Origin of the sequence: Microbacterium hydrothermale (genome assembly GCF_004854025.1) — a bacterium.
In the GTDB taxonomy this organism is placed as follows: domain Bacteria; phylum Actinomycetota; class Actinomycetes; order Actinomycetales; family Microbacteriaceae; genus Microbacterium; species Microbacterium hydrothermale.
Window position 1 is genome coordinate 431,090 of sequence record NZ_STGM01000001.1, and the last position, 12,706, is coordinate 443,795.

General features: G+C 72.0%; 12 protein-coding genes and 1 tRNA gene. 9 read left to right on the forward strand and 4 right to left on the reverse strand.

The features are described 5' to 3' along the window. Window positions 1–16: 16 nt before the first annotated feature. On the forward strand, window positions 17–808 hold the full coding sequence (locus FB047_RS02090; protein WP_240752489.1) for an MOSC domain-containing protein: 792 nt from the start codon (window positions 17–19) through the stop codon (window positions 806–808). Window positions 809–832: 24 nt separating this feature from the next. Here FB047_RS02090 and FB047_RS02095 read toward each other — a convergent pair whose 3' ends face one another. Continuing rightward, entirely contained in the window at window positions 833–1,525 is a 693-nt protein-coding gene (locus FB047_RS02095; protein ID WP_205822585.1) for a trimeric intracellular cation channel family protein, read from the reverse strand. Window positions 1,526–1,618: 93 nt separating this feature from the next. Between FB047_RS02095 and recO the strand changes: the two genes are divergently transcribed. From recO to FB047_RS02135, 8 genes are all read left to right on the forward strand, one after another. Beyond that, complete coding sequence (gene recO, locus FB047_RS02100) at window positions 1,619–2,347, forward strand: DNA repair protein RecO (RefSeq protein WP_136585566.1); 729 nt, start codon at window positions 1,619–1,621, stop codon at window positions 2,345–2,347. Further along, entirely contained in the window at window positions 2,344–3,147 is an 804-nt protein-coding gene (locus FB047_RS02105) for an isoprenyl transferase (RefSeq protein WP_136585567.1), read from the forward strand. The genes recO and FB047_RS02105 overlap by 4 nt, the downstream gene beginning before the upstream one ends. A gap of 49 nt (window positions 3,148–3,196) precedes the next feature. Beyond that, complete coding sequence (locus tag FB047_RS02110) at window positions 3,197–3,880, forward strand: DsbA family oxidoreductase (protein ID WP_136585568.1); 684 nt, start codon at window positions 3,197–3,199, stop codon at window positions 3,878–3,880. An 81-nt stretch (window positions 3,881–3,961) separates the two neighbouring features. Beyond that, entirely contained in the window at window positions 3,962–5,128 is a 1,167-nt protein-coding gene (gene dusB, locus FB047_RS02115) for a tRNA dihydrouridine synthase DusB (RefSeq protein ID WP_136585569.1), read from the forward strand. Next, on the forward strand, window positions 5,118–6,452 hold the full coding sequence (locus FB047_RS02120) for a deoxyguanosinetriphosphate triphosphohydrolase (RefSeq protein WP_136585570.1): 1,335 nt from the start codon (window positions 5,118–5,120) through the stop codon (window positions 6,450–6,452). The genes dusB and FB047_RS02120 overlap by 11 nt, the downstream gene beginning before the upstream one ends. Further along, window positions 6,452–8,293, forward strand: a complete 1,842-nt coding sequence (gene dnaG / locus FB047_RS02125; protein ID WP_136585571.1) for a DNA primase — start codon at window positions 6,452–6,454, stop codon at window positions 8,291–8,293. Before FB047_RS02120 ends, dnaG begins: the two co-directional genes overlap by 1 nt. An 80-nt stretch (window positions 8,294–8,373) precedes the next feature. Beyond that, complete coding sequence (locus tag FB047_RS02130) at window positions 8,374–9,147, forward strand: ATP-binding cassette domain-containing protein (RefSeq protein WP_136585572.1); 774 nt, start codon at window positions 8,374–8,376, stop codon at window positions 9,145–9,147. A 62-nt stretch (window positions 9,148–9,209) separates the two neighbouring features. Then, a tRNA-Asn gene (locus FB047_RS02135) sits at window positions 9,210–9,285 on the forward strand. Between the two features lie 50 nt (window positions 9,286–9,335). Here FB047_RS02135 and FB047_RS02140 read toward each other — a convergent pair. From FB047_RS02140 to FB047_RS02150, 3 genes are all read right to left on the reverse strand, one after another. Then, the gene (locus tag FB047_RS02140) at window positions 9,336–10,388 is read right to left on the reverse strand and encodes a hypothetical protein (RefSeq protein ID WP_136585573.1); all 1,053 of its coding nucleotides are present in this window, start codon (window positions 10,386–10,388) and stop codon (window positions 9,336–9,338) included. A gap of 127 nt (window positions 10,389–10,515) precedes the next feature. Further along, window positions 10,516–12,060 (reverse strand): serine/threonine-protein kinase, encoded by a 1,545-nt coding sequence (locus tag FB047_RS17165; RefSeq protein ID WP_240752497.1) that lies wholly within the window; start codon window positions 12,058–12,060, stop codon window positions 10,516–10,518. Between the two features lie 143 nt (window positions 12,061–12,203). After that, window positions 12,204–12,698, reverse strand: coding sequence for a DUF2231 domain-containing protein (locus FB047_RS02150; protein WP_136585574.1), 495 nt, complete (start codon window positions 12,696–12,698; stop codon window positions 12,204–12,206). Between the last annotated feature and the right edge of the window lie 8 nt (window positions 12,699–12,706).

Here is a 12,706-nt window from a genome sequence, read left to right on the forward strand (position 1 = left end):
GGGCGTGGATGCCAAGATGAACGACGTGATCCGCATCGACGCCCTCTTCCGCTACCCGGTGAAGGGCTTCACGCCCGAACGGCGCGACAGCCTCGTGATCCAGCCCGACGGGCGGGTGCAGGGCGACCGGTCGCTCGTCTTCCGCTTCGCGGACGCGGTCGAGCCCGAGGACGCCACGTATCCCAAGAGCCGCGGTCTCGCGCTCATGACCTTCCCCTCGCTCGCGCGCGTCGACCTCGCGTTCGACGACGAGGCGCGGACCCTGCGGCTGCGCGTCGACGACATCGACGTGACCGCCGACCTGAGCGACGAGGGTCGCTCGCGACTCGCCGAGGCCGTCACCGCGTACCTGCGGACCACGGGCGATGCCCGACTGCTCGAGGCCGACGGCATCCTGCCCCTGGGTCTTCTCGGCGACGGCCGCACGGCGCGGTTCCAGGATCGTCCGCAGGGGTTCGTCTCGCTGCACGGAGCGGCCTCGGTCGCCGACCTGGATGCCGCGGTCGAGGCGCCCGTCGACGACCGGCGTTTCCGCTCGAACATCGTCGTCTCGGGCATCTCCGCGTGGGAGGAGCTCGGCTGGGCCGGGCGCGTGCGCATCGGCGAGGTCGAGTTCGAGGTGCAGAAGCCGATCGAGCGGTGCGCGGCGATCACCGCGAACCCCGACACCGGAGTGCGCGACGCGCGCCTGCTGCGGGTGCTGACGACGGAGTTCGGTCAGGACGAACCGACCCTCGGCATCCTGCTGCTGCCCGTCGCGGGCGGCGGGACGATCCGCGTCGGCGACGAGGTCATCCTCGACGCCTGAGTCGCCGAAAGTCGTCTCGCGCGGTCAGTCCTCGGTGCGGATGATCGGGATGCCGGTGGTCTCGACCGCCACCTTGCGACGGTAGAGTTTGCGCTGCTCGGGGAGCGACAGGTCGAACAGCACCGCGAGCACACGCACGACGGTCGTCACCACCACGCCGATCACCGCCGCGACCGGCAGCGGCACGCCGAACGCGGCGGTCGTCGCCAGCACGACGCATCCACCGCCCGCCGCGACGGCGTAGAGCGATCCCACGTGCATGATCGCGACGGGCAGGCCCATCAGCACGTCGCGCAGCACGCTGCCGCCGGCCGCCGCCAGGACGCCGACGAAGATCGCGGGCACCGCCGGCATCCCGAGGGCGAGCGCCTTCGAGGTGCCGAACGCGCCGAACAGACCGATCACGACGGCGTCGAGCATGACGATCGCGCGGTTGAGCCGCTGGAAGATCCCCGACAGCAGCATGCCCACGATCGAGGCGAGCGTCGCCGTGATGAGGTACCAGTTGCTCTGCAGGGTCGCGGGGGTCAGCCCCAGCAGCAGATCGCGGATGAGGCCTCCGCCCATGCCGAGCAGGATGCCGATGATCGCGACCCCGAGCAGGTCCAGGCGTCGCTGCCCCTGGAATCCCGAGGCGAAGAGCGCCCCCTGCACGCCGCCCAGGGCGACGGCGGTGAGATCCGCCCAGAGGGGGATGACGAAGGTCGGCGTGTCCACGGCATCCATTCTCCCGTCCCACGCCCACGGCCGCGGCACGGTATCGGGCGCGCCGCGCAGGCCGCTCACGGGTGGGCGGACGGATAATGGACTGTGCCCACCTACCGCGACGAAGTCGTGGTCCTGCGTACCCACAAACTGGGGGAGGCGGACCGCATCCTCACCCTCCTCAGCCGCCGCAACGGCAAGATCCGCGCGGTGGCCAAGGGCGTGCGGCGCACCTCGTCGAAGTTCGGATCGCGCCTCGAGCCCTTCATGGTCGCCGACGTGCAGCTGTTCAAGGGCCGCAACCTCGACATCGTGCAGCAGGCGGAGTCGCTGGGCTCGTACGGCGCCGACATCGTCGTGAACTACGACCGCTACACCACCGCCAGCGCGATGGTCGAGACCGCCGACCGACTGAACGAGGCCGAGGCCACCCCTCAGCAGTACCTCCTGCTCGTCGGCGGTCTGCGCTCGCTCGCGCGCGGCGATCACGCGGAGCGCAGCGTGCTGGACTCGTACCTGCTGCGCGCGATGGCCCTGTCGGGGTGGGCCCCGGGGCTGACCGAGTGCGCGCGGTGCGGCACGATCGGCGATCACCCGTACTTCCTCCCGCAGCTCGGCGGCGTCGTCTGCTCGACCTGCGCCCCCGCGGGCTCGCCGCGCGTCGCGCGCGAGACCGTCGACATGCTCCGCGCCCTCATGGCGGGGGAGTGGGACACGATCGACGACGCCCCCGGCCGCACCGTGGCCGCCGCCTCGGGTCTGGTGGCCGCGTACGCGCAATTCCACCTGGAGCGCGGCATCCGTTCCCTCTCGCACCTGGAGTCGCATCGATGACACCGAAGCCGTTCACGCACCGCGACGCCGTGCCGTACCGCCCCCTGGACTGGACGGGGGAGTACCCGCCCACGTACCCCAAGGGCGCCGTGCCGGAGCATGTCGCGATCGTCATGGACGGCAACGGCCGGTGGGCCAACCGCCAGGGACTCACGCGGGTCGAGGGGCACCGCGCGGGCGAGGCGGCCCTGCTCGACGTGGTCGCCGGGGCGATCCAGGCGGGCGTGAAGCACCTGTCGGTCTACGCCTTCTCGACCGAGAACTGGTCGCGCTCTCCCGACGAGGTGCGCTTCCTCATGGGCTTCAACCGCGAGGTGCTGCACCGCCGCCGCGATCAGCTGAACGAGTGGGGCGTGCGCATCCGGTGGTCGGGCCGCAAGCCGCGCCTGTGGGGCTCGGTCATCAAGGAGCTCCAGCACGCGGAGCGCCTCACCGAGGGCAACTCCACGCTGACCCTCACGATGTGCGTGAACTACGGCGGACGCGTGGAGATCGTGGATGCCATGCGCCGCATCGGCGACGACATCGCCGCCGGGAAGCTCAAGCCCTCGGCCGTGACCGAGAAGCTCATCCGCAAGAACCTGTACCAGCCCGACATGCCCGACGTCGATCTGTTCGTGCGCTCGAGCGGCGAGCAGCGCACCTCGAACTTCCTTCTGTGGGAGTCGGCCTACGCCGAGATGGTGTTCCTCGACACGCTGTGGCCCGACTTCCGCCGCACCCACCTGTGGGATGCCATCGGGCTCTACCTCTCGCGCGATCGGCGGTTCGGGGGCGCGATCGACGCGCCGACGGCGTGACGGATGCCGCGATCGGAATAGATCCATCGTCGAAGGAGTTGCACGCGATATGACGGATGCCATCAAGATCGACGTGTGGAGCGACATCGCCTGCCCCTGGTGCTACATCGGCAAGCGGAACCTCGAGAACGGCCTGGCCGCCACGGCCGGCGACGACGACGCCCCGGTCGTCGAGATCGAGTACCACTCGTTCGAGCTCTCGCCCGACACCCCCGAGGACTTCCACGGCGGCGAGGTCGACTACCTCTCGCAGCACAAGGGCATCTCGCCCGACCAGGCGCGCGAGATGCTCGACCGCGTCACCGGCGTCGCCGCCGAGGCGGGACTCGCGTACCGCTTCGACATCCTGCAGCACACCAACACCGTCAAGGCGCACGAGCTGCTGCACTTCGCCAAGGAGAACGGCAAGCAGCTGGAGCTCGCCGAGGTGCTCATGTCGGCGTACTTCCTCGAGGGCAAGCACGTCGGCCGCGACGACGACCTCGTCGCCCTCGCCGTCGAGGTCGGTCTCGACGAGGATGCCGCCCGCGAGGCCCTGTCGTCGCAGCGCTTCCGCGCCGCCGTGCGCGCCGATCAGGAGCAGGCCCGCCAGTTCGGTATCACCGGCGTGCCCTTCTTCGTGATCGACGGCAAGTACGGCGTGAGCGGGGCGCAGCCCGTGGAGGCGTTCAGCCAGATCGCGCGTCAGGTGTGGGGCGAGCGGCGCGAGGTCGCCGAGACCGCCGACGCGTGAGGCTCCTCCCCACCCCTGCCCGCGTCCCTGCATCCGTGGACGCGGGCGCCGTCGGCATCGGGCGTCTGGGAGAATGACAGGGTGAATACGGCATTGGCTCCGACGCGATCGCTTCGCATCGGCAACATCGAACTCGACGCTCCCGTCGTGCTCGCCCCCATGGCCGGCATCACGAACACGGCGTTCCGTCGTCTGTGTCGCGAATACGGTGCCGGGCTCTACGTGAGTGAGATGATCACGACGCGCGCGCTCGTCGAACGCAATGAGACCACGATGCGTCTCATCCGCCACCACGAGTCCGAGACGCCGCGCTCGATCCAGCTCTACGGCGTCGATCCGGCCACGACCGAAGCGGCCGTGCGCATGATCGTCGACGAAGACCACGCCGACCACATCGACCTGAACTTCGGCTGCCCGGTGCCCAAGGTCACGCGGCGCGGCGGCGGCGCCGCCCTGCCGTGGAAGACCTCGCTGTTCCGCGAGATCGTGGAGCGCGCGGTGAAGGCGGCGGGCGACAAGCCGCTGACGGTCAAGATGCGCAAGGGCATCGACGCCGACCACCTCACCTATCTCGAGGCCGGACGCATCGCCGAGGGGGCGGGGGTGGCATCCATCGCCCTGCACGCCCGCACGGCGAGCGAGTTCTACTCCGGCCACGCCGACTGGGCCGCGATCGCCACGCTCAAAGAGACGGTCACGAGCGTCCCCGTGCTCGGCAACGGCGACATCTGGTCGGCCGACGACGCCGTGCGCATGATGGACGAGACCGGGTGCGACGGCGTCGTGGTCGGTCGCGGCTGCCTCGGCCGTCCGTGGCTGTTCGGCGACCTCGCACGCGCCCTCGGCGGTCCGGACGCGGCCCACGGCGAGCCCGTCGACGCCACCCTCGGTTTCGTGGCGAAGGCCTTCCGCCGCCACGCCGAGCTGCTCGTGCAGTTCTTCGAGGACGAGGGGCGCGGATGCCGCGACATCCGCAAGCACGTCGCCTGGTACTTCAAGGGCTACCCCGTCGGCGGTGAGCTGCGCGCGAGCCTCGCGACGGCCTCGACGCTCGACGAGATCGACGAGCTGCTGGCCACGATGGAACTCGACGCCCCCTACCCGGGAGCCGCGGCCGAGGGGCAGCGCGGTCGCGCCGGAACGCCCAAGCGCCCCGCCCTGCCCGACGGCTGGCTCGACTCCCGCGAGATCGGCGTCGAAGCCGGCCGGGCCCTCGCCGACGCGGAACTGCACCACAGTGGCGGTTGAGGCGTCGCCGACGGTCGCCCGACCGGTCGGCTACGACGACGTCGACGCGGCGCGCTTCCACGTCGAGAACCACCGCTCCCAGCGCGACGATTTCGCGCGCGACCGCGCCCGCGTGCTGCACTCGGCCGCGCTTCGGCGGCTCGCCGCGAAGACGCAGGTGCTGAGCCCCGCGAGTCCCGCCGACTTCGCCCGCAACCGTCTCACGCACTCCCTCGAGGTCGCGCAGGTGGGGCGCGAGCTCGCGACCGCGCTGCAGCTCTCACCCGACGTCGTCGACACCGCGTGCCTCAGCCACGACCTCGGCCACCCGCCCTTCGGGCACAACGGCGAACGGGCCCTCAACGAGTGGGCCGACGAGATCGGCGGCTTCGAGGGCAACGCGCAGACGCTGCGCATCCTCACGCGCCTCGAGCCGAAGGTGTTCGGTGCCGGCGGCGAACCGTTCGGCCTCAACCTCACCCGCGCGAGCCTCGACGCCACCTGCAAGTACCCGTGGACGGTGGATGAGCCCGTGCCCGACCCGGGCGGCCGCCTGAAGTTCGGCGTCTACCCCGACGACGAGCCGGTGTTCCACTGGATGCGCGGGAGCGCCCCGGCGCGACAGCGCTGCATCGAAGCCGAGGTCATGGACCTCTCCGACGACATCGCCTATTCGGTGCACGACTTCGAAGACGCGGTCGTCAACCGCTACGTCGACCCGGCGCGCCTCGCCTCGCGCGTCGGTCGCGAGGGGCTGCTCGACGCGATCCAGCGCTGGGTCGGTTACGACTTCGTGCGCGACGACCTCGCCGCGGGCCTGGAGCGCCTCATGGCCATGCCGGAGTGGATCCGCTCCTTCGACGGCACGCGCCCGGCGCTCGCGCGGCTCAAGAACCTCACCTCCGACCTCATCGGGCGCTTCGCGCGCGCCGCCACCGCCGCGACGCGCGAGGCGTACCCCGCCGACGAGCTCACGCGCTACCGCGCCCACGTGATCGTCCCGGCCGAGGTCGAGGTCGAGATGGCGGTGCTCAAGGGCATCATCGGCGCCACCGTCGTCTCGATCGACGGCCGCAAGGTGCTGTACCGCGAGCAGCGCCACGTGCTGAAGCGATTGGCATCCGCCCTGTGGGAGAACCCCGGAGCGTTGGACGCCCTGCATGCCCCCGACTTCGCGGCCGCTCGCGACGACGCCGCGGCACGACGCGTCGTCGTCGACCAGGTCGCGAGCCTCACCGACCAGCTCGCGATCTCGTGGCACGGGCGACTGGTGGGCGAGGTCGATGCCGCCGAGCTGGGCGTCTGGGCGCCCGGCGCCCGCGCCTCGCGCGGAGCGGATGCCTGATGGCGGGACGCATCCGTCAGGCCGACGTCGACGAGGTCAAAGCGCGGGTGAACATCGCCGACGTGATCGGTGAGCGCGTCGCTCTCAAGCCCGCGGGCGTGGGCTCGATGAAGGGCCTGTGCCCCTTCCACGACGAGCGCAGCCCGAGCTTCAACGTGCGCCCGCAGGTGGGCTACTACCACTGCTTCGGGTGCGGCGAGTCGGGCGACGTGTACTCGTTCCTGCGCGCGATGGACCACGTCTCGTTCACCGAGGCGGTCGAGCGCATGGCCGCGCGCGTGGGGTACACCCTGCACTACGAAGACGGGGGAGCCGCCCCCGAGACCTCCGGGCGCTCGCGCCTGTACGCCGCCAACGCCGCCGCGGCGGAGTTCTTCCGCGCTCAGCTCATGACTCCCGAGGCCGAGACGGGTCGCCGGTTCCTCGGCGATCGCGGCTTCGACGCCGGAGCGGCCGCGCACTTCGGGGTCGGCTACGCGCCGAAGGGCTGGTCGCACCTGCTCGATCACCTGAGCGCGCAGAAGTTCACCCGCGACGAGCTGCTGCAGGCCGGACTGGTGTCGCAGGGCCAGCGGGGCGTCTACGACCGCTTCCGCGGCCGCCTGGTCTGGCCCATCCGCGACATCACCGGGCAGGTGATCGGCTTCGGGGCGCGCAAGCTCTACGACGACGATCAAGGCCCCAAGTACCTCAACACCCCCGAGACCCCGCTCTACAAGAAGACGCAGGTGCTCTACGGGCTCGACCTCGCCAAGCGCGACATCTCGCGCTCGCACCGCGTGGTCGTGGTCGAGGGCTACACCGACGTGATGGCCTGCCACCTCGCGGGAGTGACCACGGCGATCGCCTCGTGCGGAACGGCGTTCGGCAGCGACCACATCACCGTGCTCCGGCGGGTGATGGGCGACGACAGCGCTTCCGGCGAGGTCGTCTTCACCTTCGATCCGGATGCCGCGGGCCAGAAGGCGGCGCTGCGCGCCTTCGCCGACGAGAAGCGTTTCGCGGCGCAGACGTACGTCGCCGTCGCGCCCGAGGGCCTCGACCCGTGCGACCTGCGTCTGCAGCGCGGCGACGGCGCCGTCCGCTCGCTCATGGAGACCAAGGCCCCCATGTTCGAGTTCGTCATCGATCAGCGGCTGAAGGATTTCAACCTCTCCAGCGTCGAGGGCCGCGCCGGGGCGCTGAACGCGGCCGCGCCGATCGTCGCCGACATCCGCGACCCCGCCCTGCGACCCGGCTACGTGCGCGTGCTGGCGCGTCGCCTGGGCCTCGACATCCCCGAGGTGCAGTCCGCGGTCGAGCGGGCCGCCCGCGGGGCCGACCGCGCCGAGAAGAGGGACGCGCAGCGCTCCGCGGAGCCCGCCCCCGTCGCGGTCTCGGTGACGATGGCCTCCCTCCCGCACACCCGCGATGTCGCCCTCGAACGCGGGGCGATGATGGCCTTCCTGCAGTACGGGCACCGCATCGATCCCGACCTGTTCCTGCGGGCCCTGCAGACGCCGTTCGGCCACCCGGCCCTCGAGGCGGTGCGCGCGTCCCTGGCATCCACGGATCTGTCGCAGCCCGGCTGGGCCGTGACGGCCGTGGAGGCGGTGCGCGAGCCGTTCCGTTCCCTCGCCGCCGAGCTGCTCACCGCGGAGTTCCCCGCCCGCACCGAAGAGGGAGCCGTGGCCTCGGCGAACGACCTCGCGCGGGGCCTTCTCGTGCGCGAACTGCAGCGCGAGAAGGACGAGCTCCTCCGCGGCATCCAGCGCGTCCCCGCGGATTCGGAGGAGGGGCGCCGGCTGCGGCTGCGGCTGCGCGAACTGGACGCCGACCGTCAGCGACTCGTCGCCACCTGACCCCGCGGGAGCGCTACCGCACCGGCGTGTCGCGAGGAAGCCCCGCGACGGGCGACGCGATCGTCGGGGAGGATGAGGGCATGCCGCGATCCCTCGACACCGACGTCGCCCTCCGCACCGACGACCTCTCGCTCGCGCGCAACGGCGTGCGCGTCATTGACGGGGTCACGCTCTCGCTGTCCGCGGGGGAGACGCTCATCGTCCGCGGGGCGACGGGCGCGGGCAAGACCTCGCTCGTGTCGTTGCTGGCCGGTCATCCCGACGACGGTCTCACCGTGGTCGGCGGAGACGCGCGCGTTCACGGCATCTCGGCTCGTCGGCCGGGCCGCGCCCGTCGGGAGTGGACCTTCCACACCGGATACCTGCCGCAGGGCGCCGGAGCGGGACTCCCGTCGCGGCTGACCGTGCAGGACGTGATCGCCGAGCCCATCACGAGTCGTGACCGCCGGGTCAACACCCGCGCCCTCGCGGTTCGCGTGGCGACACTGCTCGACGAGATGGAGCTGCCGCTGGGCACGGCTCCGAAGTACCCGTACGAGTTGAGCGCCGGCATGCGCCAGCGCGTCGCACTCGCACGAGCCCTCGTGCTGGAGCCCCGACTGTTCGTCGCGGACGACCTGTACGCCAACCTCGACGTCGAGGTGCGGGCGGCCGCGCGGGCCTCGATCATCCGCCGCCGCGACGACCGCGGCATGGCGTCGCTCATCGTGACGAACGACGCGGATGCGCCGCGCGATCTGGACGCCGACGTGCTCGTGCTGCACGCGGGGCACACGGTCGCGCTGGGGCACGGCGACGAGACGCTGCAGTGGACACCCGACGGCACGCCCGAGCGACGGATTTCGAGGCGCTGATTTTTCCGGCTGCCCCGGGTGCTGTTAGTATCGTGGGGTTGCCCGCCGCAAGGCGAGCATGATCCTCGGTAGCTCAATTGGCAGAGCAATCGGCTGTTAACCGATAGGTTCTTGGTTCGAGTCCAAGCCGGGGAGCCATAGAAGGCCCGGAGTCTCGCAGAAGTCGCGAGGCCCGGGCCTTCGTCGTCTCAGCCGACCGCGATCGGAAGATCCTCGTCCGAGCGCGGAGGGTGCGCCACCAGTTCGCGCGCCTGGGCGGCGTCGAGGTGCGCGGGGAACAGCGTGCGCGAGAACCGCCCGCGCGGGTCCTCCTTCGCGCGGGGGAGCGCGATGCGCGCCGCCTCCACCAGAGCGACCGCGGCCCGACGTTGAACCGGGTCCATCGCGAGCCCACCGTGGCGGCGCAGCAGCAGGGGTACCCGGAGCTTCCCGGGGCCCTCGAGAACGAGGAAGAGCGATCGCGTGCCGCCAGCGAGCATCGTTGCCGCGCTCACCCTCGCGGTCGTCAGGTCGCTCGCCGCGAGGGTCCGCGACCCGACCCGCACGCGCGCGATGGCGGTGTCGAACCAGACGTCGGCGATCTGCCGGAGCCCCCACACGACGCCGCTCGCGACGGCGGCGATCGCGACGATCCCGAGTGCGGCGACGGCGAGGGCCGACGCGCCCCGGAGGGTCAGGACGAAGAGCGGGATGAACTGCCAGGCGCCCCACACCAGGGCCGCTATCGCAGGCACCGCGAAGATCAGCCACGAGCCGCCCTCGCGACGCGAGACCAGGATCCAGCCCGAGGGGAGTGGATCGTCGTCGGAGGCGGCATCCTCCTCCACCCGCTTGCGTCCGCTCGCGTGGACGAGGACGAGGGTCGCGGCGCCCAGCACCAAGATTCCGATCCCCGCCGCACCGAGCCGCAGCGCGCTCCGATCGTCATCCTCGATCCCGAGGGCGAGGAGGGCGATGCCGAGGCCGCCGACGATGCCGATCCAGCCCTGCACCCGCGCCACGCGCACGGCGCGACGGCGCGCGACGGACCGATCGGGGGAGCGCGGTGACGGAGCGGGTTCCGGCTTCCACGACGAGCGGGTCGCCCACAGCATCGCGAGGCCGACGCCCGTCAGACCCGCCGCCATCCCCAGCGCCGAGAGCACGCTGACCGCGCCGCCGGTCGGCAGGAAGACGACGGATGCCACGAGCACGGGCACCGCGACGATCGCGACCACGACCGCTGCGCGCCTCGGCGACATGATTCCCCCCGCAGGAGATTCAAGCGGGATCGTCGCCAAGCTGCGAGGGGTTGCGCTCGTCCGGCCGAACGGGCCCGGGAGGATTCCCGCGGCAGCCTCGCCCGCGCCGCCGATTGCGAACCACCCGTCAGGGCGCGCCGGGAGAACCCTTCCCGTTGCCGTGCGATGCGCCCGGGCCCCCGCCGTTCGCCTCGCCCTTCCCGCGGCCTGATCCCGGGCCGCCACCGTTGCCCGCACCGTTGCCGGCTCCATTGCCCGCTCCGTTGCCGGCTCCCGGGCCGGTGCCGGGTGCGGGGTCCGAGATCGGAGGGGCGGAGGGGGCGGGCTCGACCGGGGTGGTATCTGCGGGCGCCTGATCTACGGTCGGCTGGTCGACGGAGACAGGGTCCGCGGGGGCCTGTCCCGACGAGGCGTCGCTGCCGGTGTCCGCGACCTGTTGGACGGTGGGGGCCGCGGGCACCGTCGAGGGCGTCGGAGCGGGGGTCTCGGCGACGATCGACGGCCGCGGAGACGCGACGTTCCCGCCCGCGGGCGCACCGCCCGACCCGGCGACGGAGAACGCGACGAGGTGGCCGGCGACGACGACCGCCGCCGCCGCGCCCACGCCCGCCCACACCCGATGCCGTCGATGCGACGGAACCGCCGCAGCCTCCGTCTCGCCGCGGAGGGACGCGGAGTCGGCCGGAGCCGCGATCACGGTAGACGGCGCAGGCAGCCTCTCGGTCGCGACCGCCCCGCCCATCGCGACGCCCGCCAGGCCGAGGTCGGCCCACGCGGCATCCGTCGTCACCGTCACCGGTCCCGTGTCGGCCGCGAGCGTCTCCGCCCCCGCTGCCAGCACCGCCGCCCGCGCGGCGACGTCGGAAGCGGACGGCCGCGACGACGGATCGTGCGCCGTCATGGCCGTGAGCAGGGACCGCCAGGCGTACCCGAGGGTCGAGGGCACGTCCGGTTGCCGGGCGAGCCGCGCGAGCAGGGTCTCCTGCACGGAGCCCCCGCCGAAGGGGTGCAGACGGGTGAGCGCCTCGATCGTCAGGAGTCCGAGCGCATAGACATCGGATGCCGCCTGCGGTGCCTCGCCGCGCACCTGCTCGGGCGCGAGGTAGGCGGCGGTACCGATCAAGGTTCCCGGGGTGGTCAGGCGCGTCGCGTCGACGAGGTGGGCGACACCGAAGTCGGCCAGGACCGCCTCGACCCCGCGCGCCGTGCCGCGGACGGGGCGGAGGAGGACGTTCGAGGGCTTGATGTCGCGGTGCACGATGCCCGCGTCGTGCACGACCGCCACGGCCGCCGCGAGGTCCGACAGGATGCCCGCGACCTCGACGGAGGAGAGGGGCCCCTGCTCGATCCGCCGCTGCAGCGACGGACCGTCGATGAGCTCCATCACGAGATAGACGTGGTCGCCGGCGTCGAGTCGGGCGTCGTACAGCGTCACGAGCGACGGGTGATCGAGCGCGGCCAGCGCCCGCGCCTCCGACATGCGGCGCAGCGGCTCGGCTTCGTCGCTGCGGTCGGTGAAGAAGATCTTCACCGCGACGTCACGGCGCAGCACCTCGTCGCGGGCGCGGAACACCCGCCCCATCCCGCCGGCGCCGATGCGCTCGGTGAGCACGTAGCGTCCACCGAGGATGTCGCCCGCGTGGGGCAGCGGCGCGTCGAGTGCGTGGTCCATCGAATCCTTCACGGAGGGCGCTGCGTGAGCGCCACGGAGGCGGTGGGAGGCGGGTGACGATCCACCCCTGCGAACGCTACGTCGGCCGCGCTGCGCACCCGTGGGGGTGGCGGTGCGCGCGACCGACGCCGATAATGAGCGTCTCAGTCGGATACCGACGACCCGCTCGACCACACCGCACGCGCACCGCTGTCGCCGACCTGCACCACGGAGAAGGTGGTGGCACCGGCGACCACGATCGCCACGATCGCGATGGCGATCGTCGCCACGCGTCCGCCGGCACGGCCGCCGCCGTCCCGTCGGTCGTCGCGCCGCGCGCACAGTCGGAACCAGAGCCACTGTCCGGCCGCGACGACGAAGAGTCCGATCGCCCACGGCAGCAGCTGATCGCCGAGCTCGGTGTGCCGCTCGAGCACGGCCGACTCGGGAACCTGGCGCTCCAGCGCCTCACCCGCCTCTTTGGCCAGCGGCACGAAGATCAGGGCGACGAGAGCCACGATCGGGGTCAGGATGCCGAGACGGCGACGCGCCGCCGGCCAGACGCTGCCGACGACGACCATGAGGGCCGCGAGGGGGATGAGCACAACGACGGCGTGAACGAGCAAGGGGTGGGCGGGGAGGCCCGCGATCTGCCACATGCGCACAT

Bases quoted from the DNA above. Each gene is read 5' to 3' on its own strand.
- FB047_RS02105 (WP_136585567.1), top strand. From the start codon at position 2,344: ATGACACCGAAGCCGTTCACGCACCGCGACGCCGTGCCGTACCGCCCC.
- FB047_RS02150 (WP_136585574.1), bottom strand. From the start codon at position 12,698: ATGTGGCAGATCGCGGGCCTCCCCGCCCACCCCTTGCTCGTTCACGCC.
- FB047_RS02110 (WP_136585568.1), top strand. From the start codon at position 3,197: ATGACGGATGCCATCAAGATCGACGTGTGGAGCGACATCGCCTGCCCC.
- dnaG (WP_136585571.1), top strand. From the start codon at position 6,452: ATGGCGGGACGCATCCGTCAGGCCGACGTCGACGAGGTCAAAGCGCGG.
- FB047_RS02140 (WP_136585573.1), bottom strand. From the start codon at position 10,388: ATGTCGCCGAGGCGCGCAGCGGTCGTGGTCGCGATCGTCGCGGTGCCC.
- FB047_RS17165 (WP_240752497.1), bottom strand. From the start codon at position 12,060: ATGGACCACGCACTCGACGCGCCGCTGCCCCACGCGGGCGACATCCTC.
- FB047_RS02090 (WP_240752489.1), top strand. From the start codon at position 17: ATGAACGACGTGATCCGCATCGACGCCCTCTTCCGCTACCCGGTGAAG.
- FB047_RS02130 (WP_136585572.1), top strand. From the start codon at position 8,374: ATGCCGCGATCCCTCGACACCGACGTCGCCCTCCGCACCGACGACCTC.